This is a genomic window from Litchfieldia alkalitelluris, assembly GCF_002019645.1.
GTDB lineage: Bacteria > Bacillota > Bacilli > Bacillales > Bacillaceae_L > Litchfieldia > Litchfieldia alkalitelluris.
In genome coordinates, this window is sequence record NZ_KV917374.1 from 2,883,705 (window position 1) to 2,907,825 (window position 24,121).

Below are 24,121 nucleotides of genomic sequence, written 5' to 3' on the forward strand. Positions count from 1 at the left end.
GTGAAGTGAATTGTATAGAAATCAATAACCAAAAATAAATTCAAAAGGAATCACTGTTTTCTATACAGTGATTTTCATTATTTAAAAGGGAATATACAACATGTGTGGAACTCTATAAGTTAAAGAATTTTTAGGAGGTATACAATGTTTTTACCATCTTTTCAATTGGAGAATAAAGTGGCCATCGTTACAGGGGCTGGTCGTGGAATTGGACGAGCAATCGCTATTGGCTTAGCCGAGGCTGGTGCTGATGTTGCTCTTCTTGCTCGTACTGAAAGTAATTTAACATCTGTATCAGAAGAAATTATTATGTTGGGAAGAAAAGCTTTTCCAGTAGTTACTGATGTAACAAACCGAGAAGAGGTTGAAAGAGCTGTACACAAGATCTATGAAAAAGCAGGTTGTATAGACATATTAGTTAATAATGCTGGAATGAATATACGTTCACAAGCAATAGATGTAACAGATGAGGAATGGAGTAAAATTATGGATACCAACTTGAAATCTGCCTTTATGATGTCACAGGAAGTCGGGAAAATCATGAAGGAACAAAAAAATGGTGGGAAAATAATTAATATTTCTTCGGTTGCAGGACATGTTGCTCTTAGAACGGGAGTTGTTTATGCAGCTACTAAAGCTGCGATGATTCAAATGACAAAAGTTTTAGCACTTGAATGGGGTAAATATGGTATCAACGTGAATTCTATTGGACCCTGGTACTTTAAAACGCCATTAACAGAAAAATTACTTCAAGATCAACAATATGTCAAAGACATTCTTGATGTAACTCCTTTAAAACGGATTGGTGAGCTACAGGAATTAGTAGGACCAGCAGTATTTCTTGCTTCTGATGCCGGTAATTATGTGACAGGTCAAACGTTATTCGTTGATGGAGGAATGACTATACAAGGTTTTTGATATACAACTAAGAACTACCTTGAGTGCATCGGTAATTAGTTGACATACTAACTTTATAAGGGAGGTATGTTAGTGACTTTAACCTTAAGTAGAATCGATACAACTACAAGGGATGGATCAACATATTCTATTAGGCCAGTTGTATCTACTGATGCTAACCAAATCATCCTTGCTGTGAAAGAAATTATTGATACTGGTGTATTCATACAAAAAGAGGCACCTAGAACTCTTCAACAAGAACAACAATTTATCGAAGAAGTGAATGAAAAAAATAATATGTATGTAGCAGTGCTTAGAAATGAAGACGTTGTAGGAATCGCCAGAGTGTTAAGAGGAGAACTTGACATGAAGAGGCATGTGGGAATATTTCGAACATGGCTAGTGGAAAGTGCTCAAGGGCTTGGGATTGGTAAACAAATTATGGAATATACATTTGATTGGTGTAGAACAAATCAACTACGAAAATTATGTTTAACTGTTTTCGCATCAAATGATGTGGCATTTTCCCTTTATAGTAAATATGGTTTTCTCGAGGAAGGGCGCCAAAAGGACCAAGTATTCTTAAATGGTAAGTATGATGATGAAATATGGATGGCAAAGTTTTTCACTTAGTTAGATTCAAAAAAAGTAATCATTAGTTAACTTAACCAAAAATTAACTAATGATTAACAATAAATGATGAGCTATAATGAAATAGCACAGCAACAACTCCTTTAAAACGTTGGCTTTCCCAATAATCATATGGGAAGCCTTTTTTTGTTTCTTAAATACAATTTTAATATTATTAATTTGGTTTATGTGTCTGGCCTCAACGCCTAGCCTCTCAAGAGCTTTTTAGACCATCAGACGGAAACGAGCTTTCTAGTCAGTGTTCTCCATCTTTCTGGTAGGGCTGATCTAGCGTTTTCGCCTTGCTTTATGTATATTAACACCTACTTTGGAAAATAGTAACTCTATCAGATGAGTGGGGTGTTATAATGCCATCAATAATATCCGTAGGACAAAAAAATCCTCCATATGAAATTTTACAACAGACAACAACTGAATTTGCGAAAGAATTGTTTCATGATGCATATCCAGACATTGAACGTTTGTTAAAAGTCTTTAGTAATGGAGAAATTGAAAAACGAAATTTAACTAAACCAATGGACTGGTTTAAAGATGAACATAGCTTGGAAGATAAAAACAATATTTATATACATAATGCTATAAACTTTGGTGTTGAGGCTATAGAAAACTGTTTAGGTGATTCTATGTTTCTAAAAACACCTATTGAGACGGAAGAAATCGAGGCTATTTTCTTTATATCAACAACCGGTTTAAGTACACCAAGTATAGAAGCTAGAATCATGAATAAACTTCCTTTTTCACCACATACGAAGCGAATCCCAATTTGGGGATTAGGGTGTGCCGGTGGTGCATCTGGGTTGGCAAGAGCATTTGATTATTGTAAAGCATATCCGAATGCAAAAGTGCTGGTGTTGTCGGTAGAGTTTTGTAGCTTAACATTTCAAAGGAATGATCACACAAAAAGCAACTTAATTGGGACATCATTATTTGCCGATGGAGTAGCATGTGCTTGTATGGTAGGAGACGACGTTAATATAGGTGCAATAAGTAACTTGTCAACAATTCCTGAAATCTTAAATACACAATCAACGTTAATGCCTCATTCTGAGGATGTGATGGGTTGGGATATTAAGAATGAAGGGTTATATGTTATTTTTTCTAAAGATATACCGACCATTATACGTAATTGGTTAAAAGATAATGTTGTATCTTTTTTGTCAGAGAATAATATTCGCTTAGAACAGATTAAGCAATTTATAGCACATCCAGGTGGAAAAAAAGTAATTCATGCGTATGAAGTTGCACTTGGTTTTTCAAAAGACAAAACGAAAATCTCTTCTGAAATCCTAAAAAATTATGGTAATATGTCGTCTGCTACGATTCTTTATGTTTTACGGCAGTTTATGTTGTCAGATGACATTACAGATCAAGATCTTGGTTTAGCAGTCGCACTTGGTCCTGGATTTAGTTCTGAGCTATTATTGATGCAATGGAGGAAACTAAATTGATTTACTTTGTTCTTTTTGTTTTATACCTTGTAACACAACGTATGATTGAACTTTATATAGCCCATCGAAATGAGAGTTGGATGAAGAAAAAAGGAGCTTATGAAATTGGTGGAGGCCATTATAAGTATATCGTAGCTATTCACACCTTATTTTTTGTAGTTTATTTTTTTGAAGTGTTTATAAAGGGTGTCCAGATATCGTCTGCCTTTAAAGTGATTTTATGTTTTTTTGTTTTAACACAACTTTTAAGACTATGGGTAATTAAAAGTTTAGGAAAATACTGGAATACAAAAATTATCATACTACCTAATGAAGAAATTGTGAAAAAGGGACCCTACAAATATTTAAGGCATCCTAATTATGTCATTGTTGCACTAGAATTAGTGTTGATACCACTTCTGTACAATGCATATATCACAGCTGTCGTCTTCACTTTACTAAACATTTTTGTGCTTTCTATTCGCATTCCAACTGAGGAAAGGGCATTATCGAGCTTAACTAATTATAAAGATCATTTTTCTGAAAAAAATCGGTTTGTTCCACAGCCTAAATTGCTTAAAAGAGAGTAAAGGTATTGAAAATCATTCTCTTTAGAGTTAAAATGAAGTTATTGATATTAATTATCAATATCGTTTATAAAAAACTATGAGATGGTGACGATACGTGATAGGTATGTTTATCTTAGGTACCATAGTGATATATGGTTTTATCATGTATACTGTATTAAAACGTGTGACGAAACCAAATCGACACCATCATTCCATCAACTAAATAATACTGGATTACATAAATACACTTTAAACCAAGGATATTATTCTTGGTTTTTTTTAAATGTTTTTTTATAAAAAATGTAAGGTCTTTTAATCGAACAACTTATCTTTTGTTTTTATTATCTAAATGTTGTAAATACATTTTAAAATAATTGCGAATAGAGTAAAATACTAAATATGTTTATAAAAAAGGGAATAAGGGGACAGACCATGGTTAAGGCAATGGAGAGCACTAAAGAAGTTAAGTCAGAAATAATACATAATTTAGTATATTTGTATCAGGAAATAAGTCATGATAAAGATCATGCATTTAAGTTAAAACAACTAATTAGAAAGTTAGATTCATCAGAATTTATGATTGGGTTTTGTGGACATTTTTCTGCCGGTAAATCGAGTATGATAAATGAATTAGTAGGTGAAAATTTGTTGCCATCTAGTCCAATCCCAACAAGTGCTAACTTAGTGATGGTTAAACAAGGACCTGACTATGCAAGGGTTCACTATAAACAAGGTGACATCGTTGAATATCCAGCACCCTATGATTATGAAGTAATTAAGGAATATGCAAAAGATGGAGACGAAGTGGATTCCATTGAAATTAGTCATCAGATGACAAAACTCAAAAAAGGAGTAACTATTATGGATACTCCAGGAATAGATTCTACAGACGATGCCCATCGAGTTTCAACAGAATCTGCTCTTCATTTAGCAGATATTATTTTTTATGTGATGGATTATAATCACGTCCAATCTGAGCTCAATTTTCAGTTTGCGAAAGAAATGAAAGATAGAGGAAAGCCACTCTATTTAATTATTAATCAAATTGATAAGCACCAAGAATCAGAGTTAAGCTTTGATCAATTTAAAGAAAGTGTTGTGCAGGCCTTTCAAGATTATAGAGTATTTCCAGATGGTTATTTCTATACAAGCTTGAGAAATCAAAATGATAAACATAATCAATTAAATAAACTGAAGTTATTGATTACAGAAACAATTAAAAATAAAGATCAACTGCTTATAGATAGTGTCATGAATTCAAGTCAACAAGTCATTCGGGAACATCTTTTACATCGTGATCAACTTCATAAAGAAGAGAAATCTCAATGGGAACAAACGCTTAATGAGATGGAGGAAGTTGGATCAGAAGAATCAGTTATTGATCTTATTTTTCAGACGGAAAATAATATTAATGAACAAACTCAAAAGGTCGAAGGAATAAGTTCTGAGTTTTATGATGGAATCAATAACATTCTAAGTAATGCATATTTAATGCCTTTTTCAACAAGAGAGCTTGCGAAAAACTACATTGAATCTCGTCAAGAAGGATTTAAGGTTGGGTTTCTATTTTCCAAGGCAAAAACAGATCAAGAAAGAGAGTTGCGTCTCGAGCAGTTTTATAGTGATTTGATGGAACGAGTTTCTTCTCAACTCATATGGCATATTAAAGATTATGTGAATAAATTTTTTACTGAACATCAACTTACAAGCTTGTTACATAAAGTTGCTGATTTTGACATTGTAATCAGCAAGGATATTCTTATAAATAGCTTTAAAACAGGGGCTCGTTTAACAGGAGATTATGTTCTAACTTATACTGATGATGTTGTGAGAGAAATTAAAAAACAATATAGAAATATTGCTAATTCTTTGACAGAAGAACTAAAGGTTTTACTAAGAAAAAATACTGAGCGTGAATTAGCAAGTATGAGGAAATTATTATCGAAATATAAGACCTATCAACAGGCTTTAAATAAGTTATCCGATTATCAAAAGGAGCAAGAAGAGTATAAGGAGTATTTACAAAAAGTATTACATGATGGTGGTGAAAACGACCATCAGATAAATATTAGTGCAGTAGTAGAGGAAGATCGAAAAATCCAAATATCAACTACTAAAGATAAAGCCCTAAAGAAAAGAAGTGAAAAGCTTAATTATTTGAGAAAAGTTTCTTCGGAAAAAAATACTCAAAAAGAATTAAATAGTGAGGAGCGGGCTAACCTTGCTGTAAATCATTTAGTGGCTGCTAAAAACGAGATTAAAGAAATAAGAGGTTTATCAACTCTTTGTAGTGATATGGATACAAAAGCGGAGAGGCTAAAGAATAATCAGTTTACCGTGGCTTTGTTTGGTGCATTTAGTGCAGGGAAATCGTCGTTCGCCAATGCTTTAATAGGTCAACAAGTGCTTCCAGTTTCCCCAAATCCAACAACAGCAACAATTAATAAAATTAAACCACCAACGAGCACACACCCTCATGGGACAGTAATTGTAAAGTTGAAATCAAGTGAACAATTATTAGATGATTTGGTTCATTCATTACGTGTTTTTAATAAAGAAGCTACTAGTTTGACCGAGGCTTTATATCAACTAAATATAATAACCAAAGTGACTAACGAACCTGAAGCGAAGGAAAAACCACATCTGCGCTTTTTAAAAGCCGTTAGTAGTGGGTACGACAATCTTATAGCGTCGCTTGGTGAACAAGTAAAAGTAGGTGTTGAAGACTTTAAAGAATACGTTGCAGTAGAAGAAAAAGCTTGTTTCGTAGAATGGATTGAGCTTTATTATGATAGCCCAGTAACTAGAAAAGGAATCACACTTGTTGATACTCCTGGAGCTGATTCTATTAATGCTAGACATACAGGTGTGGCCTTTAATTATATCAAAAATGCTGATGCAGTTTTATTTGTGACCTATTATAATCACGCATTTTCAAAAGCAGATAGAGAATTCTTAATTCAATTAGGAAGAGTTAAAGATACTTTTAGTATGGATAAGATGTTTTTTATCATAAATGCAGCTGACTTAGCAGCTTCAGACGAAGAACTAGAGGATGTTGAGACTTACGTTGAACAGCAGTTAACTGAATATGGGATAAGATCACCTAGACTATATCCGCTATCAAGTAAGTTAGCGTTAAGAGAAAAGTTAAATCATAATAAACATTCGGAGCTTGGTGTTACCTCATCTCCTATGGATCGATTTGAAGAAGATTTTAAAGGGTTTATCGATTCAGAACTTATCGATATGACAATTAATTCTGCTTATGAAGATATTGCGAAAGCACGTAAAACGGTTGAATACTATCTAGGAGAAGCTAGGACTGACAAAGATGAGAAAAAGAAGCGACTAGAAATCATTATTCAGCAGGAAAAACAAATATTAGAAAATATTAAAGACTTAGACTTCGCTATGGAAAGATACGGATTAGGACAAGAAATAACGGAGCTCACATTTTATATTAAACAAAGAGTCTTTCTAAGATACCCCGACTTTTTTAAAGAATCCTTTAATCCAGCAGTACTAAAGGATGATGGTAGAAATTTGAAGAAAACCCTTCAATCTTGTTTTAATGAATTAACGGAAACAATTGGTTTTGACCTTTCTCAGGAGATGAGAGCAACCTCATTAAGAGTTGAAAAGTATATAAACACATTAATAAACAACGCATTAATTGATGTAAATAGAATGATAAATGAAATAGAACAGCATCTTATTTTAACCAAAGCCGTTTCATATGATTTTCCTGAAATCAAATTTGAAAATGGACTAGAAAATCTTAATACAGCTCCGTATCAAAAAGCTTTATCGCTATTTAAAAATCCGAAGTCTTTTTTTGAGAAAAATGATAAGAAATTAATGAGTGATAAAATTTATGAGTTACTTCAGGAGCCAGTTGCGCATTACTTAGAGGAAAATAAACTAAAATTAGAAGAATTTTATCATAAACAATTTACAAATTATACCGAGTTAACAAAGATAAGAATGAACCAAGAAGTAACTGATTATTATTCTGGAATGAAAGAAGTATTATCAGATCACTTGGATATAGAAAGTTTGGAAAAAATAAAAGAATCTCTATTAAAAATGGAGAATAGAAGTGAGACGTAAAATAATAAACGCAATTCAACACTTAGAAAGTGAATATAAGGTAGAGGTAATTTTTGCTTCTGAGTCAGGCAGCAGAGCGTATGGAACAGATACGGCAAACTCTGATCATGATATTAGGTTCATCTATGTAAATAGCTTAAGAAATTATCTTAATGTCGTAAAATCAAGTGATTCAATTGTGGAAAAATACGATGTTGAACTTGAACTTCATGGTTGGGACTTATTAAAGGTCGGACCACTGCTTATTAAATCTAATCCATCCTTATATGAAGCTCTCTTTTCGCCTGAAATTTATTTCGAGAAAGTAAAGGGAATAGACCAATTTCGTCATTTAGCGAGAGAATTCTATTCTCGCAAGACATTATTTATCCACTATAGAAAAATTTTAAAATCAAATTTAAAATCTATAAAAGTAATAAGGGAAAAGGAGACCGTCTCCTATACCGATTTAAAAACAATCATCCAGGCTATAAGAGCCTTACTAGCTGCTCAATTTATCTTAAAATATCAGTTACTACCACCAGTTGTTTTATCAGAATTAATTGAATTAACATCAAATACTGAATCACAAAAGGCTTTATATATGATGGTAGTTCGAAAAAAACAGGCTGGCATTGATAATCCAAAATCAATTATAATGGAACACGAGGTAAATGAGATATATCGTTTTTTAAGCCAAGAGCATGAGTTGCTTCATGAGAAGGAATTGCTTTTACCAGAATCAAAAATAAATAAGCAAGATGTAAATCATATAGTATGGGATATTTTAGGAATCTGAGTATGAATGATTTGCTACAATTGGAGGACAAAAATGAGTAACGTACACGAAGCTATATCAAAACATTCACAAAAACAACATGAGATTGTTAAAACTTTTCTTGGACTTGAGCAACAAAGGGAAAGTTTTATTGCTGAGGCTGTAGCTTTAGCTAAAGAAAACAAAGATTTCTCCGTAGAAGGAATAAACCGTGTTACAGCCGAAATTAATCGATTGGCTAAAAACGGGATCGCTCCAACAAGAAAGCTTGTAACAAAGGAAATGGTCATTGAATACGCACATCGAAAAACAACCTAAAAAAGGATACTAAGATATCGAAGGTGGGGAAGGATATGTCGGAAAATATTGTTAGTGTTTCTTGGTTAAACGAAAATATCTCTTCTGAGAATATAAAGGTAATTGATTGTCGTTTTCATTTAACGGACCCAGTTCAAGGATTTAACGATTACCTTGAAGGACATATACCAGGTGCACTGTATTTTGATTTGAACAAGGATTTATCCAGTGAAGTTAAAGAACACGGTGGAAGACATCCTCTCCCTAATATCCAAGATTTTTCTGAAAAACTAGGCGCTGCTGGAATTACTTTTGAAACAACTGTAATAGCTTATGATGATCAAGCCGGTGCCTTTGCCTCGAGATTATGGTGGCTTCTTCGTTTCATAGGCCATAAAAAGGTTTTTGTGTTAGACGAGGGATATTCAGCTTGGATCAATAGTGGATTACCGATAACAAAAGAAATTCCACAATTTCAAAAGCTAGAATATATTCCTAATCAACAACAACATTTCGTTGCAAATGTAGAGGATGTAAAACAGAGCATACAGCAGAATAAGGGGTACATAATAGACTCTAGAGAAGCTATAAGATACAAAGGTATTGAAGAGCCTATTGATAACAAGGCTGGCCATATTCCAGGAGCAATTAATCATTTTTGGAAAGATGTTTTAGATAATCAAAAATGGAAGAATAAGCAGCAACTTGAGGATTTGTTTACAGATCTTGATAAGGACAAAGAGGTTGTTGTCTACTGCGGATCTGGCGTTACAGCTTGTCCCAATGTACTTGCTTTAAATGAATTAGGATTTAAGAATGTACAGCTTTACCCAGGTAGTTGGAGTGATTGGATTACATATCCCGAAAACCCAATCAGAACAATGAAGTGATAATTCGCAGAAAGTTTTTCCTATGGTAAAAAATATGTAAAAAGGTAATTACATAATTTAACCGCTGATCTCAGATGATAATCATAAATACGGTAAATTCGAAAGGATGAATTTGAGATGGCAGAAGAAAGCAAAAAAAAAGCAAAAGTAGCAGATTTGACAGATGAAATAGAGAATAAAGAGTTAAAACGTGATTTCGCTTTATATTCTGAGGTGGAAACCGAGAAAATGATGACTGAAAAAAATAAATAGATTAGAATCCACTAGGTGTATTTTCCCTAGTGTTTTTTTAGTTTTTACAGAGGTTTATGTCCTTTTACGCTTGTTGGCGCTCAAACGCAGTATCTTTAGCTTCTGTTTTATCCGTATCGGTAGGTAAGTGGCCTGCATTTCTTATATGTTCTTTCACCAACCACATATGTTATAATAGTAAATGGTTTCTATTAAACTGATTGTTGAAAGGAGTCTATATGAGACATAATGTAATGTTAATAGACGGTATGGCACTATTATTTCGTTCTTTTTATGCCACTGCAATGAGTGGATATTTTATGATAAATAGTAAAGGTATTCCAACAAATGCAATTCATGGCTTTATCAAACATATGATGACTGCAATACAAACCTATAATCCAAGTCATGTTGTATGCTGTTGGGATATGGGTAGTTCTACATTTCGAAATGAACTTTTTGATGAATACAAAGCTAATAGAGGAGAAGCTCCAATTGAGTTAATCCCACAATTCGATTTAGTAAAAGAAGTAGTAGAATCGTTTGATATTCCAAATGTAGGTCTAGTTGGTTATGAGGCAGATGATTGTATAGGGACGCTTGCTAGACTTTATAGTCATCAGGCAAATGTGATGATCTTAACAGGTGATCAAGATATATTACAGTTAATTGATGAAAACATTTCAGTTTTATTATTGAAAAAAGGGTTTGGAAATTACCAGGAGTACACAAATGAAATTTTTATGACCGAAAAAGGAATTACACCTAAACAAATGATCGATATAAAAGCACTAATGGGTGATAGTAGTGATAATTACCCTGGAGTTCGTGGAATAGGTGAAAAAACGGCGATGAAACTAATTCAGCAATACCAATCAATAGAGGGAATATTAGAAAACCTACATTCATTACCTAAAGGGCAGCAAACCAAAATTAGAGAGGATCTAGAGATGCTTCACCTTTCAAGGAAGCTTGCTGAAATTAAATGTGATGTGCCTGTTTCTTGTGCACTAGAAGATGCATTGATTAAAATTAACAGTGAAAAAGTCCGGTCGAAAATTACAGAACTTGAGTTTAAAGGGTTAAATCAATATATAAGCTAATGATTGTTTCTCCAAAGAAAAAACAGATGAGATTTCTCTCGTCTGTTTTTTCTTTTAATAAGAATCTTTTGTATTGTGCTAATTACTACAGCTTCTAAAAAGTATGACACATAGGAAATAATTAGCGAAGGTTATCAGCTTTCTTCCTGTGTGCCTGAAATTAACCTTTAGTCAGCAGTTTGAAAAAGCTAATTTCGCTTTTTTCTTATATTTTTGTATTACTTTTCTTTGCACGTTGTTCCAATTCACTTTTAGGATTCTCCGTTAATTCTGCATCTTGCCCATAGCCCTGTGGATTCACACCTGGTGCCTTTATACCACGGTTTTTACCTTGATGTTTTGCCATTATAATCACCTCCAAAACTTATTCTTTCCATCAATTGCAGTTATATGTTCTGTATAGAAAGCTAATAATACTTGGAAACTATAGTTGAGGTGAAGAGGAATGAATAAAGGAATTTATACAGCGCTCGCTACAATCGGACTTGCCCAATTCTTGAAGATTCCAATCAAAAAAATGAAAACAGGTGTGTGGGATTGGGGTACTTTTGTGGAAACGGGCGGAATGCCAAGCTCTCATTCAGCGGGTGTGTCTTCACTTGCTACCTTTGTTGCACTAAAACGTGGCCTTCCTACCATTGATTTTGCATTATCGACCATATTTGGTCTTATTGTTATGTATGATGCACAAGGAATTCGTAGACAAACTGGAGAAATAACTTTAAAAGTTAATCAAATTGATGAGAAATTGGAAAGATTGAAAGGGACTGAAGATCATCACTTTCATGATCAAAAAGAAAAGAGACTAAAAGAAATGCTTGGTCATCAACCCGAAGAAGTATTAGGTGGGGCACTTTTTGGTATGCTTACGGGAACACTTGGATATTTATTAACCAAAAAATCATAGTCATTCGACAAAAAATGCGTTAAAATGGAAACATCTATTCCATTTAGAGGATGATGAGAATTTTGGTGAAATCAGTGACAACCGTGAACGAATATCTTGATTATTTAACTTCAAAGGGCTTTCAGCTTGGTGAAGATGCATTGGGATTTATTGCATTTGGACAGCATTATACAGGCTCAAGTGATGAACTTGTTAACACTGCGCTAGAAATTACTTTAAAGGCGCAAAAGGAATTTGATGGTAGCTTTTTTGTTTCTTTACTCGAGATGTTTAAAGAAAATCAAGTGACAAAAAGAAAAGAAGGACTACAAATAGCTTTTGAAAAAGGGATAATGAAATAAAAAAATGTGTCTGATTATAGTTTCAGACACATTTTCATTTTAGAATTTAGTTAGATTATTAAAGTTCAATTTTTTCTTCAAAATTTTTTTTTCTTTTCAATAAAAATTTTTGAGGTAGTTCTGCCAAGAGCATTCCGATAAATATAAAAAGACATCCTAGAATAGCAATGATGGTAAGAGCTTCGTTAGCAGCCAAGATTCCAGTTAACGCCGCAAAAACAGGTTCCATCGCGAAAATCAATGCAACACGGGTAGGGGTAGTGAACTTTTGAAATTTGGTTTGAATAAAAAATGCAATTGCCGTTGCTAGTAATGATGTGATAACAAGTGCAAAAACAACTTCGCCTTGCAAAATAGTCTGACGATCAAAAATGACTTGCCAATCTTCGAAAAGTATTGCGCTCACCGTACACAACAAAGCTACAGTAAATATTTGTGTTACAGTTAAAAGTAATGTAGGATAAAAAGAACTATATTTACCAGTGACAATAATGTGTAGTGCAAACGAGATGGCGCAGAAAAATACTAACAAATCTCCTTGATTTACTCCGAAAGAATCACCAATTGTTAAGAAGTATAATCCCACTGTTGCTACAATTACCCCAAGAATAGCATTAGGCTTAGGTTTTTGTTTCAAGATGAACATCGCGAACAAAGGCACCAGGACTACAGACAATCCTGTAATAAAGCCTGCTTTAGAAGATGTTGTATATAGTAATCCAAATGTTTGTAATGCGTATCCGCCAAACAACCATAATCCCATGATTGCTCCAGACAACAGTTGCTTTTTATTTATCGCCCTAAATTGAGTACGGTAAAATAGTAGCAGCCAAGCAAGAAGAAAACAACCTGCTAAGAAAAACCTTAGTGCATTAAATGTTAATGGTTCTAAAAAAGAAATTGCATTCTGGACAATAACGAATGTTGATCCCCAAATAAATGCTACAAACAATAAACATAAATCCGCAATTATATTTTTTTTCATGTAGTATAAACCTCTTATTCTTTGTTTCTTATGATTGCTTCTCTTGCTAATTGATCTGCTACTTTGTTTTGACTACTTGGAATCCACTTTAAAAAGAATAAATCGAGCTTTTTCGAGTAATCTAATGCTTGTTGCAACAATGGTGCATATGTCTTGTTTTTTACATACTCTTTTTCTATGGCACGATCAACTAATTGAGAGTCTGTACGAAAAGATACAACTGTATAACCCTTCTCAATACAAATCTCAAGTCCTTTTAACAACGAATAATACTCAGCTTCATGGTTACTCATCTCACCTAAAGGAAATGAGTATTTTTCAACAATTCCATTACCTTTTATAAAAACACCGGCACCAGATGGACCAGGGTCGCCGGCACTAGCGCCGTCAATGTACACCTCAATCAATTGCCATATCCCCCTTAAAAAAACTATAATGTAGTTTATCATATATTAAACATTCTAACCAAACTAAACTTTTTATAAATTGTATTTAGGAGGTGTCTACCCTGAAAAAAGAAAAACGGAAGGCGCTCGATCATCGGCGACAGGCATAAGGCGAGACTGCTAGAAAGTTGCTCTTTAACCTTCTAGAAGGGTTGACTTAGACCTGAGAGCCGATAGCACCTGAAGCTAGACACTAAGCTAAGTATAATTTTTCCTACTCCATGGTGCTAATTTTAATTAGCATAGAGGTCTACCCTGAAAATAACTTTGGTTGTGGAGTTCCATGAGCTGCGATCCACTTGCGGGATACCGCGGGGTGGTCCGTGAGCCTCTTCGTCGCCAGGGGCTCATCTCCTGCGGGGTCTCACGAGACCACTGGATCCCGCAGGAGATGAGTGGCTCTCCGCTCATTCCACATTGAGGAGGAAACATTTTTTCATACACCATGGTGCGAAATACTTATTTAACATGGATGTCTACCCTGGAAATACCTTTGGTTTGCGATCCACCTGCTTCCGCGGGGTGGCCCGTGAGCCTCATATTCGCCAGGTACGGTCTCCTGCGGTTTCTCAGGAGACCGCCAAATCCCCACAGGAGTCGTGTGGTTCTTCGCTCATTCCACACTAGGCAGTGCACGATTTTAATACTCCAGGGTGCAAATAATCACTTGCATAAAGAAAGTAGTATACCTAAGAAGGATTAATGGAAAAATGAAGTTAATGAGAGAGGAGGAAGTTATATGAAAGTAATGATAGAATGGATTTATAAAACACCAAAAAATATGGAGGTACTTCTTACCTCAGAAATGATGTTAGCTGCAGATGCATTAAAAATTTCAGATGATTTTGAAAGAACTGGTCGTGTCAAAGAGCTTCATTTTTATGATGAACAACATCTAAAGTGGACAAAAAAAGAATTAACAAAGCTACTTAAAGAAATTGAAACCGAACCACAAAACATCGTTGCTTATTTTGATGGTGGGTTTGATCTTAATACAAATAAGGCAGGCTTAGGGTCGGCTATATATTATATACAAAATAATCGAGAGTATAGAGTCAGAGCCAATGAAGTATTTGATGAATTAGAAACAAATAACGAAGCTGAGTATGCTGCATTTTGGTTTACGGTATTAAAGCTTGAAGAAATAGGTGTAAGACATACAAAGGTTACGTTTAAAGGCGATTCGCAGGTGGTTTTGAATCAACTTTCAGGAGATTGGCCATGTTTTGAAGATGTATTGAATAAATGGTTAGACCGAATAGAGGAAAAACTAAAGGAACTAGGTATACGACCTGAATATAGCCCAATCCCAAGAAAACAAAATTCAGAGACAGATAAACTAGCAACACAGGCGCTTGAGGGTGTAATTGTATCAAGTAAATTAGAAATAAATGGTAAGTAGATAAGCCTAATCATCATAAACTAAACAAAAGATGATATATGATTAAGAAATAGGAGTTGAAATGTCATGGATAAAAAGCAAATACTTGCGGAGGTTGGTGAATTACTTGATACATACTGTCAGGAATGCTTTGTAAGAGAACATCATCGGAAAGAATATAGTAAGTCATATGCGCAGGAATTCTGTATTAAGAAATGTACTGTAGGAGAGCTACTAAGAGAGTACGGAAAAAAACTTTCATAAATATTAATCCTTTTTTAATATATCATTCATGTGGAATAGACTTTGTTGCATAATCTTATTAATTTGCAAGAAAAAGTTAACCCAAGTTCGTTCTATGTTTCTTCAAATAATATCATAACAAATAAAATAAGAGGCTGAATAACTCAGCCTCGTGATAAGTGCAAACTATATAGAACCAAATTGGAGAATTATAGTTTAACTACATTAGCGGCCTGTGGGCCACGATTTCCTTCTACAACCTCAAAAGAAACTTCTTGTCCTTCTTCAAGAGATTTAAATCCCTCACCTTGAATCGCAGAAAAATGTACGAATACATCATCTCCACCTTGAACTTCAATAAACCCGTAGCCTTTTTCATTGTTAAACCATTTTACTTTACCGTTTTGCATTAAATATTCCTCCTATTGCCTCCTAGCCAAGGGCTAGTCTGTAAATTTTGAATCAGATAACTGAATATATCAACTATCTAAAGAGGTCAATGTCAAAGGTTGTAACTTTTCTATATATTCCGTTAAATGATGTCTTTAATATATAATATGAAAACTTAGCGAGTCAATATCTCCTTGATTCTTTCTCATGAATTGTAAAATGATAATGATTTATTTTCGGAGATTGTCTATATTTTCATATATTCCTTTCTAAAGACCAGTTTGATATAATTAATATTATGCTACTAGGAGTGTTTTTATATGATCGAGAAAAATAGTCATGTTTTTTCCATAACAAGTCATAATTCATTAGAAGAAACCCCTTATATTGATGAATCCAGAGAAAGTTTAGTTGAAATTAGTCAGTACATAAATCACCTTTATAAAACTGTCAAGGAAACTGACCAAATTCCTATCAAAGAGATAGAACAATATATCATTCCCTTAATATCCAAAGCTTCAACTTTTCCTCATTTATTTCAATTTTTTCACCACGATTACCCATCTACAGAGTACATTTGTCGACACAACCTAGGCGTAACCATCGTCTCTACTATAATCGCAAAATGGCTGGATCTTTCGCTAAGAGATATCGAAAGAGTAGCAATGTCAGCATTATTGCGTGATATAGGCAATGTGAAAATTCCTTCGACGATTTTAAATAAACCTGGAAAACTTACAAAAACTGAATTTGAAATACTTAAAGAACATACGATCTTTGGACAACAGTTAATTTCTCAATCTGAAGGTGGTTATGAAGATATAGCTATTGTTGCATTACAGCACCATGAACGTGAAGGTGGACAAGGTTATCCGTTTGGTTTAAGAAGTGAGCAAATTCATTTATTTTCTAAAATTGTTGCTATTGCAGATATATTTATGGCGATGTTATCCAAACGATCATATAAGGAAGCCAACCCGTTATTCCAAGTAATTAAGCAAATGCACCATGAAATGTACGGGAAATTGGCACCTGATATTGCAATTATATTTTTGAGGCGTATCCTGGATTTACTAACTGGGCAGAAGGTTATTTTAAGTGACGGACAAACTGCTAAAATTATTATGATAAATAAATATCATTTATTTAAACCATTGATACAAATCGGTGAAGAAATAATTGATCTAAGCATCCATCCAGAGCTAGAGATTGAAAGACTAATGGATTAATAATTAAGTGAATTTCTACATTTTCATGTATTCCTTCTCATATATTAATTTATTAGATGTCTACTATACTATGTCTTGGGGGAAATTAGATGCTACGTCATGAGGTACAGGGTAAAGAGATGATATTAAGATTTGCGCAAAGACTACTTCTTAATGACAGCGAAAAAGGACAGATTTATCGAAAAATACTAAGGTTTGAAGATGATTTAGTCACTTTAGAAGATGGTACAGCAACAATTATACAAGTGGAAAACGGAAATCAAATCGTTTTAGAGGTTAATCAAGGTGAACTTGTTGTAGTAACTATTCAATATATTGTAAGTAAAGACCACTTTTTAGAAATTATTTAATTAATAAAAGAATTAGAGTATAATAAAATCTCATATCAATCCAATATTGACTATTAATTATAGGAATATGTTTTTCAACAAAAGACTCCCTCTTAAAGCTAAGAAAAGGTGCTAGTTAGCGGAGAGGGGGAGAAAGAAGTAGGTAGGTGGCAGATGCCAATACGTTACAAACAGAATGTACTTTTCATTTGAATTGGGCACCATTCTGTAGCCTAAACCCAAAAGAATTATTTTTAGCGGGGGATTATTTTGAAAGTTATTATTGCAGAAAAACCAGATCAAGCAACAAAATTAGCAGCTCCATTCAATCATAAGAAAAAGCAGGGTTATATTGAAATTTCTCCGACTGATTTATTTCCCACAGGTGCCTATGTAACTTGGGCAATCGGCCATATCTGTGAATTATTACCTCCAGAAGAATACAATCCGCAATGGAAAAAGTGGACTTTACAAACACTTCCAATTATTCCAGAACAATTTAAATATCGGGTAACTAGGTCAAAATACAAACAATTTCAATTGATTAAAGATCTTTTGTTAAGAAAAGACGTAAATGAAGTTATACACGCAGGTGATGCAGGGCGAGAAGGGGAATTAATTATACGAACAATTTTAGAAACGGCTAAGATTAATAAACCCCTAAAGAGGCTTTGGATTTCTTCCTTAACATCTAATTCAGTTATAAATGGATTTAAGAGTTTATTAGATGAGTCTGATACGCGGAACTTATTTTATGAGGCAAAATCAAGAGCGTGTGCTGATTGGATCGTTGGAATGAATGCCTCACGAGTTTATACGCTTTTATTGCAACAAAAAGGATATTCAGATGTTTTCTCAGTTGGCAGGGTTCAAACTCCTACCCTAGCTTTAATTGTAAAGAGAGAAAAGGAAATTGCCGATTTTAAATCTGAACCTTTTTGGGAAGTTTTAGCAAAATTCGAAATGGATGGCAAGAAATATGAAGGAAAGTGGCATAAAGACCAAGATTCAAGAATAATGACTGTGGAACTAGCTCAGAAAATAGCTGCCTTTTGCAAGGATAAACAAGCTAGAATATCAAAGCTTGAACTAGAACGAAAAGAATATCAACCACCATTTTTATTTAATTTATCTAGTCTGCAGGCAACGGCAAATAGCCTGTTTAAATTTTCACCTAAAAAAACCTTAGATATAGCACAGGGGTTATATACGAAAGGATTTATTTCTTATCCTAGATCAGATTCAAGCTTCCTCACAAAAGAGGAAGCAAAAATAATTCCAGATATCTTTTCGAAATTGAGTAAACAAGAAAAATTTAAAGAATACTTTCCAACACCAATCTCATCCATTTTAACGAATAAGAGGTATGTTAATGAAAAGAAGGTAACAGACCATTATGCAATTATTCCAACTGAACAGGTCCCTAATGTAAGTAAATTAAGTGGTGATGAAGAAAAAGTCTATGATCTTATAGCTAGACGATTGATCGCAGCACATTATGAAAAATCAGTCTTTGATTATACAACTGTCACTACTCTTGTTGATGAAAGAGCTGAGTTTATTTCTAAAGGAAAGCAAAAAATTCAGGATGGATGGCGAAAGGTCTTATTTGATGAGAATGATAAGAAGGATAATGATATTATTCTTCCAAATCTAGCTGAGAATAATATTGGGTTTGTAAAAGATATAAAAATTAAAGAGAGTAAGACACAGGCACCCAATCGTTATACAGAGGGCCAATTAATCACACTTATGAAAACAGCAGGTAAGCATCTAGATAACGAAGTATTGGAAAAAGTCTTGATGAAAACAGAAGGCTTGGGTACAGAGGCAACAAGAGCAGGAATTATAACATTACTAAAACAGCGTAATTATATTGATGTACAGAAAAATAAAGTATTCGCAACTGAAAAAGCTATTTTATTAATAGAAGCAATTGGAGAGAAAATCCTATCCTCTCCGGAAATGACTGCAAAATGGGAACAAAGGCTAAAGGAGATTGGAACGGGTGAGGCTTCCCCAAAAGCGTTTATCGACCAAACAAGAAAGCTTTCAGAGAAAATTGTTCAAGATGCAGTAGGACAAGCTGTATCGTGGGATTTTAAGCATATTAACTTTGAATCCAAAAAGTTTGAAAAACAAAATGTAGGTACTGAACTCGGACAATGTATTCTATGTAATGGAAAGATCGTTGATAAAGGAAAGGTATATGGATGCACGAATTATAAGACTAGTAATTGTGGATTTACTTTATCAAAAAGATTACTCGGAAAAACAATATCACAACCTCAAATAAAAAAACTATTAATTAATGGAAGAACAGATTTGCTAAAAGGATTTAAGAAAGGTAATAAAATATTCTCTGCTGCACTTGAATGGAATAATGAAGAGAAAAAAATTATATTCACTTTTACCGATAAACAGCCAGTACAAAGTAAACCACAAAAAATAAAGTAGGAAGGCCTATTTTGCCCTCCTACTTTGTATAAATTAAATAATGGACCCACTAGCTTGCCAATAGATAGGTAGTTATTTTCTTAATCCGCTGGATTGGTCTTATCACGTTGGTCTTTGTTCCGCTTGTTACCTTTGCTATTATCCCCTGGCATTTGTTCACTAGCAAATTCGGCATAAAATTGGCCTTTTTTCGGTGAATTTTGATTCATGCTTCCTGTGTTATTTTCTTTAGTCATATTCATTCTCCTCTTAAAATGATGGGAGATTATCTAAATTATTTGTAGGATCGTCATCACGATTACTACGTATATAACTCTCACCATTTTTTCCTTTAAAGCTATTTACTTCAGAGATGTCACCCTGATCAATCATTTCCATTACATCAGCATATTGTAGAACTTGTCCTTAAGCAGTTTTAAATGTGTGATATCACCATCTTCGTTTTTCTGGACGGCTATGATGTGTTCATGATTTATCAAAGTAATCAACTCCTTCCACTTATTATCTTTATCGATTCTTGATTTATTTATGCATATTTTATAAACCTACTAATGTAAATTCACAATCAATTGAAAATATTTCTAAAAATAAAAACGCCACTTGTTTGTGGCGCTTTTTGCTATTCCCATATATATGGTGTTTCCTGATAGACGTAATAATTCAGCCAGTTAGAAAATAGTAAATTGGCATGTGATCTCCATGAGTGAATCGGTTCTTTTGAAGGATCATCATTCGGAAAATAATTTTCAGGTAAATCTGCGATTAGACCTTTCCTTTGATCTCTTTCATATTCTTCTTTTAAAGTTGAACAATCGTATTCAGGATGTCCCGTTAAAAAGATTCGCTTACCATCCTTTGAAGCTACAAGACAAACACCAGCCTCATCTGAAACAGACAATATTTGCAGCTCATCAACTGCCTGTATATCCTCAAGTCGAATACTTGTATGTCTTGAGTGTGGAGCCAAATAATAATCATCAAATCCTCGAACTAGGTTAATATTATTTTCTAGAAGTCGATGATAAAAAACTCCTGTACATTTAGTCGGAAGTTTATATTTGTCGATATTATAATGATAGAATAAGCCTGCTTGTGCTCCCCAGCAAATATGGAGGGTAGATGTGACATGAGTTTTTGTCCACTCCATTACCTGCTCCAACTCATCCCAGTATGTAACATCATCAAATGATAAATGCTCAATTGGCGCTCCAGTAATGATCATTCCATCGTACTTCTTATTTTTTACTTGAGAAAAAGTTCGATAAAAGGCTTCCAAATGGTTTTTATCGGTAGTTTTCGTTTCATGTGTTTCAGGATAAATAAAAGCGACATTGACCTGTAATGGTGAGTTACCTAATAACCTAAGTAACTGAGTTTCTGTTTTTTCTTTTTCAGGCATTATATTGAAAATCAGTATATTTAACGGTCGGATATCTTGTCGGTACGCACGATCTTCATCCATAACAAAGATATTTTCCTGTTCTAAGATTGACTTCGCTGGTAAATTATGAGGAATATTTATCGGCACTTTGTCATCCTCCTCCCTAAATTAACAAAACATTAATAAGATTATAAAAAGTGTCTTTACTATTATAGGTAGTATCTTCTGATTAATCAATTAGAGAGTTTCAAAATTTTAAAGTATTTCTATAAAAATGATATGATTTTGGACTTTCTATCCACTCAATGCGTATTGAGTGAATTGCAGCTAATGGGAATTCGCAGCCGATTATTTTTAAGGTACTTCCATGCAAATAAGTATTTCGGACCATGTAGAAAGAAAATCCTATTCATTATGTGTGGAATGAGCGGAGATTCACCTAACTCCTGCGGGATCTAGCAGTCTCGTGAGACCCCGCAGAAGCCAGCCCCTGGCGACGAGGAGGCTCACGGACCACCCCGCGGAAAGCAAGTGGATCGCAGCTCATGGAACTCCACTACTAAGTTAATTTCAGGGTAGTCATAAGAATAAAAGAACTTATTTAGAAGAATATTACACATTTTTCATAGTACTTATTTAATTTTGTTGTAAAATATAATTTGTATACATACACATTCAGTCTTGGAGGTTATGAAATGGGAGTAAATTCAAAAGTAAAATCAGATATTCAAATCGCACAAGAAGCTTCTATGATACCAATTAAAGAGCTTGCAGATTCAATTGGTATTGATCTAATAGATTTAGAACCATATGGTCATTATAAAGCAAAGCTTAGCTTGGACTTACTTAAAAAAAATGATACAAAACAAGATGGCAAAATAATCCTTGTTACTGCAGTCAATCCCACCCCCGCAGGTGAGGGGAAATCCACAGTTACAGTGGGATTAGGACAAGCGTTAGCAAAATTGAACAAAAAAGCTATTATTGCAATGCGTGAACCTTCATTAGGGCCAACCATGGGAGTTAAAGGTGGGGCAACTGGAGGGGGGTATTCTCAAGTGATCCCGATGGAAGATATAAATCTTCACTTTACTGGAGATATACATGCAATAACAACTGCTAACAATGCGCTCTCTGCTATGATTGATAATCATATTTATCAAGGGAATGAAAAACAAATTGATGCTAGACGTGTGGTCTGGAAGCGTGTAGTGGATTTAAATGATAGGGCATTACGCAATGTGATAATCGGATTAGGTGGTCCAATCCAGGGAGTACCACGTGAAGACGGATTTGATATTACGGTTGCATCAGAAATCATGGCAATCTTTTGTTTAGCCTCAGACCTTCAAGATTTGAAAAAGAGATTATCAAGAATAGTAGTAGGTTATACCTACAACAAACAGCCTGTAACAGTTGGTGATCTTGGTGCAGAAGGTGCATTAACTCTATTGTTAAAAGATGCAATAAAACCAAATCTTGTTCAAACACTTGAGCATACTCCGGCGATTATACATGGTGGCCCATTTGCTAATATTGCACATGGATGTAATAGTGTTATTGCAACAAAGATGGCTGCTAAGCTAGGTGATTTTGTTGTTACTGAGGCTGGTTTTGGTGCAGACCTTGGTGCAGAAAAATTCTTAAATATAAAAACTCAATCTGCAGGAATCGAACCTTCTGCAGTTGTGATAGTTGCTACAATCAGAGCGTTGAAAATGCATGGGGGTGTATCTAAACAAAACCTCCAACAAGAAAATATACAAGCCTTAACATTAGGAATGGAGAACCTACAAAAACACATAGAAACTATACAGGAGTTCGGGTTGCCATTTGTGGTTGCAATTAATCGTTTTCTAACAGATACCGAAGAAGAAGTAGATGTTATAAAACAATGGTGCCAGAAAAACAAATATCCTGTTGCATTAACCGAAGTATGGGAAAAAGGTGGAGAAGGTGGAATCGAGTTAGCGAAAATAGTCTTGGACGTAATTGAACAAGATAAACTTAACTTCTCTCCACTGTATAAAGCGGATCAATCTATAGATGAAAAAATAAATTCCATTGTAAAAAAAGTATATGGAGCGATTGGTGTAGAATTCTCATCCAAAGCGAGAAAGCAATTAATTGAGATAGAAGAAAATGGGTGGGGAAGTCTTCCTATTTGTATGGCCAAAACTCAATATTCTTTATCAGATAATCCGACTTTACTGGGAAGACCACGCGATTTCATAATTACGATTAGGGAACTTCGGCCAAAAATTGGTGCTGGATTTATTGTCGCCTTAACAGGAGATGTTATGACGATGCCAGGCTTACCTAAAACACCTGCAGCTTTGAAAATGGATGTTGATGAGTTCGGTAACGCGATTGGATTATTTTAATGATGTTTGATCCAACTGTTTTTGATAACCTGAAAGTAGTCTTAGAAGGGGCAATTTACGATTATGATCTTAATGGTCACATAGAAGTGATTGATCGCAAGGACCTTGTTGATTTAGCTACTTTAAAAAGAGAATATAATATATCTATCAAAACAATCTCTGAAAGAAACACACCCTATTGTAAAATGACATTAACAATGGACTTGGAAAATATTTCTTCTGAGTTACTTAAAAGAGAGAACGCTCAGCCAGGTTGTGCTGTTTTTATTGAATTTACAACAGAAGTAAATGACTATGTAACAGAATGTGAAAAGATATTGCAAATCTTAACACGAATTTGGGGAACAAATCGGTTAATTACACAACATATATCATTCATTTATAACCAAGAAAAAATTAAATTTCTACATAATACAAGTAAAATCCAGTTTAATCACTTAATTGGAGAAGAACATGTAGAGGATTTAGTAGAGATGGTAGATTATATAATAAATACGCTTGATGATTTAAACTCATTTTAAGCGATGAATAGAATATAAAAGGCTTGTAAAGATCTGATTCTTTACAAGCCTTTTATATTTAATTCTAATTAATATTATCTAAATATAATTTTTATATTTGATCAAACATCCAAATAATAACAACCTACTACATAACTCATTATATTCAGCTATTCTTTTCACTTGAATTTTACAATTTTTGTGTATTTTTTG

The 24,121-nt window shown here is 34.0% G+C and carries 26 protein-coding genes; 19 read left to right on the forward strand and 7 right to left on the reverse strand.

Annotation, left to right across the window (positions count from 1 at the left end; all coding sequences use genetic code 11):
* Positions 1–144: 144 nt before the first annotated feature.
* The 10 genes from BK579_RS13380 to BK579_RS13420 all read left to right on the forward strand — a co-directional run bounded on the left by BK579_RS13380 (position 145) and on the right by BK579_RS13420 (position 10,935).
* On the forward strand, positions 145–918 hold the full coding sequence (locus BK579_RS13380) for an SDR family NAD(P)-dependent oxidoreductase (protein ID WP_078546218.1): 774 nt from the start codon (positions 145–147) through the stop codon (positions 916–918).
* A gap of 66 nt (positions 919–984) precedes the next feature.
* On the forward strand, positions 985–1,530 hold the full coding sequence (locus tag BK579_RS13385; RefSeq protein ID WP_078546220.1) for a GNAT family N-acetyltransferase: 546 nt from the start codon (positions 985–987) through the stop codon (positions 1,528–1,530).
* Between the two features lie 365 nt (positions 1,531–1,895).
* Positions 1,896–2,996, forward strand: a complete 1,101-nt coding sequence (locus BK579_RS13390) for a type III polyketide synthase (protein WP_078546222.1) — start codon at positions 1,896–1,898, stop codon at positions 2,994–2,996.
* Positions 2,993–3,565 (forward strand): isoprenylcysteine carboxyl methyltransferase family protein, encoded by a 573-nt coding sequence (locus BK579_RS13395; protein WP_328589276.1) that lies wholly within the window; start codon positions 2,993–2,995, stop codon positions 3,563–3,565. The genes BK579_RS13390 and BK579_RS13395 overlap by 4 nt, the downstream gene beginning before the upstream one ends.
* 411 nt (positions 3,566–3,976) lie before the next feature.
* A complete protein-coding gene (locus BK579_RS13400; RefSeq protein ID WP_235848426.1) occupies positions 3,977–7,657 on the forward strand; it encodes a dynamin family protein in 3,681 nt (1,226 codons plus the stop codon).
* Positions 7,647–8,435 carry a nucleotidyltransferase domain-containing protein gene (locus BK579_RS13405; protein WP_169891138.1) on the forward strand — a complete coding sequence of 263 codons (789 nt, stop codon included), beginning with the start codon at positions 7,647–7,649 and terminating at the stop codon, positions 8,433–8,435. Before BK579_RS13400 ends, BK579_RS13405 begins: the two co-directional genes overlap by 11 nt.
* 33 nt (positions 8,436–8,468) lie before the next feature.
* Complete coding sequence (locus BK579_RS13410) at positions 8,469–8,732, forward strand: DUF2533 family protein (RefSeq protein WP_078546226.1); 264 nt, start codon at positions 8,469–8,471, stop codon at positions 8,730–8,732.
* Between the two features lie 35 nt (positions 8,733–8,767).
* Positions 8,768–9,601 (forward strand): sulfurtransferase, encoded by an 834-nt coding sequence (locus BK579_RS13415; RefSeq protein WP_078546228.1) that lies wholly within the window; start codon positions 8,768–8,770, stop codon positions 9,599–9,601.
* Positions 9,602–9,718: 117 nt separating this feature from the next.
* Positions 9,719–9,853, forward strand: a complete 135-nt coding sequence (locus BK579_RS26745; protein ID WP_268876466.1) for a hypothetical protein — start codon at positions 9,719–9,721, stop codon at positions 9,851–9,853.
* 218 nt (positions 9,854–10,071) lie between these two features.
* Complete coding sequence (locus BK579_RS13420) at positions 10,072–10,935, forward strand: 5'-3' exonuclease (protein WP_078546230.1); 864 nt, start codon at positions 10,072–10,074, stop codon at positions 10,933–10,935.
* 205 nt (positions 10,936–11,140) lie between these two features.
* Here the strand turns inward: BK579_RS13420 and sspL are convergent, their stop codons facing one another.
* Positions 11,141–11,281 carry a small, acid-soluble spore protein L gene (gene sspL / locus BK579_RS13425; protein ID WP_078546232.1) on the reverse strand — a complete coding sequence of 47 codons (141 nt, stop codon included), beginning with the start codon at positions 11,279–11,281 and terminating at the stop codon, positions 11,141–11,143.
* Between the two features lie 99 nt (positions 11,282–11,380).
* On the opposite strand from sspL, the gene BK579_RS13430 reads away from it, so the two are divergent.
* On the forward strand, positions 11,381–11,842 hold the full coding sequence (locus BK579_RS13430; RefSeq protein ID WP_078546234.1) for a divergent PAP2 family protein: 462 nt from the start codon (positions 11,381–11,383) through the stop codon (positions 11,840–11,842).
* A 62-nt stretch (positions 11,843–11,904) separates the two neighbouring features.
* Complete coding sequence (locus tag BK579_RS13435; RefSeq protein WP_235848427.1) at positions 11,905–12,183, forward strand: DUF6123 family protein; 279 nt, start codon at positions 11,905–11,907, stop codon at positions 12,181–12,183.
* 58 nt (positions 12,184–12,241) lie between these two features.
* Here BK579_RS13435 and BK579_RS13440 read toward each other — a convergent pair whose 3' ends face one another.
* Both BK579_RS13440 and BK579_RS13445 read right to left on the reverse strand, forming a co-directional pair.
* Positions 12,242–13,168 (reverse strand): DMT family transporter, encoded by a 927-nt coding sequence (locus BK579_RS13440; RefSeq protein ID WP_078546236.1) that lies wholly within the window; start codon positions 13,166–13,168, stop codon positions 12,242–12,244.
* A gap of 14 nt (positions 13,169–13,182) precedes the next feature.
* Positions 13,183–13,575: a reverse transcriptase-like protein gene (locus BK579_RS13445; RefSeq protein WP_078546238.1), complete on the reverse strand. Its 393-nt coding sequence runs from the start codon at positions 13,573–13,575 to the stop codon at positions 13,183–13,185.
* A gap of 778 nt (positions 13,576–14,353) precedes the next feature.
* Here BK579_RS13445 and BK579_RS13450 point away from each other — a divergent pair.
* Together BK579_RS13450 and BK579_RS13455 are read left to right on the forward strand one after the other, a co-directional pair.
* Positions 14,354–15,016 (forward strand): ribonuclease H family protein, encoded by a 663-nt coding sequence (locus BK579_RS13450; RefSeq protein ID WP_078546240.1) that lies wholly within the window; start codon positions 14,354–14,356, stop codon positions 15,014–15,016.
* 66 nt (positions 15,017–15,082) lie between these two features.
* Positions 15,083–15,259 (forward strand): zinc-finger domain-containing protein, encoded by a 177-nt coding sequence (locus BK579_RS13455; protein ID WP_078546242.1) that lies wholly within the window; start codon positions 15,083–15,085, stop codon positions 15,257–15,259.
* Between the two features lie 188 nt (positions 15,260–15,447).
* On the opposite strand, the gene cspD is transcribed toward BK579_RS13455, so the two are convergent.
* On the reverse strand, positions 15,448–15,648 hold the full coding sequence (cspD, locus tag BK579_RS13460) for a cold-shock protein CspD (protein ID WP_078546244.1): 201 nt from the start codon (positions 15,646–15,648) through the stop codon (positions 15,448–15,450).
* A gap of 300 nt (positions 15,649–15,948) precedes the next feature.
* Between cspD and BK579_RS13465 the strand changes: the two genes are divergently transcribed.
* From BK579_RS13465 to BK579_RS13475, 3 genes are all read left to right on the forward strand, one after another.
* Positions 15,949–16,857, forward strand: a complete 909-nt coding sequence (locus BK579_RS13465) for an HD-GYP domain-containing protein (RefSeq protein ID WP_078546246.1) — start codon at positions 15,949–15,951, stop codon at positions 16,855–16,857.
* 89 nt (positions 16,858–16,946) lie between these two features.
* Positions 16,947–17,207, forward strand: a complete 261-nt coding sequence (locus BK579_RS13470) for a hypothetical protein (protein ID WP_078546248.1) — start codon at positions 16,947–16,949, stop codon at positions 17,205–17,207.
* A 249-nt stretch (positions 17,208–17,456) separates the two neighbouring features.
* Positions 17,457–19,643 (forward strand): DNA topoisomerase III, encoded by a 2,187-nt coding sequence (locus tag BK579_RS13475; RefSeq protein WP_078546249.1) that lies wholly within the window; start codon positions 17,457–17,459, stop codon positions 19,641–19,643.
* Between the two features lie 80 nt (positions 19,644–19,723).
* Here BK579_RS13475 and BK579_RS25625 read toward each other — a convergent pair whose 3' ends face one another.
* The 3 genes from BK579_RS25625 to metA form a co-directional block, all read right to left on the reverse strand.
* Positions 19,724–19,879: a hypothetical protein gene (locus BK579_RS25625; RefSeq protein WP_169891139.1), complete on the reverse strand. Its 156-nt coding sequence runs from the start codon at positions 19,877–19,879 to the stop codon at positions 19,724–19,726.
* 13 nt (positions 19,880–19,892) lie between these two features.
* Positions 19,893–20,021, reverse strand: a complete 129-nt coding sequence (locus tag BK579_RS26945) for a DUF3892 domain-containing protein (protein WP_328589277.1) — start codon at positions 20,019–20,021, stop codon at positions 19,893–19,895.
* Positions 20,022–20,262: 241 nt separating this feature from the next.
* Positions 20,263–21,171 (reverse strand): homoserine O-acetyltransferase MetA, encoded by a 909-nt coding sequence (metA, locus tag BK579_RS13485; protein ID WP_078546250.1) that lies wholly within the window; start codon positions 21,169–21,171, stop codon positions 20,263–20,265.
* A gap of 548 nt (positions 21,172–21,719) precedes the next feature.
* On the opposite strand from metA, the gene BK579_RS13490 reads away from it, so the two are divergent.
* Both BK579_RS13490 and BK579_RS13495 read left to right on the forward strand, forming a co-directional pair.
* Complete coding sequence (locus tag BK579_RS13490) at positions 21,720–23,408, forward strand: formate--tetrahydrofolate ligase (protein WP_078546251.1); 1,689 nt, start codon at positions 21,720–21,722, stop codon at positions 23,406–23,408.
* 2 nt (positions 23,409–23,410) lie between these two features.
* On the forward strand, positions 23,411–23,929 hold the full coding sequence (locus BK579_RS13495) for a hypothetical protein (protein WP_204524716.1): 519 nt from the start codon (positions 23,411–23,413) through the stop codon (positions 23,927–23,929).
* Positions 23,930–24,121 lie beyond the last annotated feature (192 nt).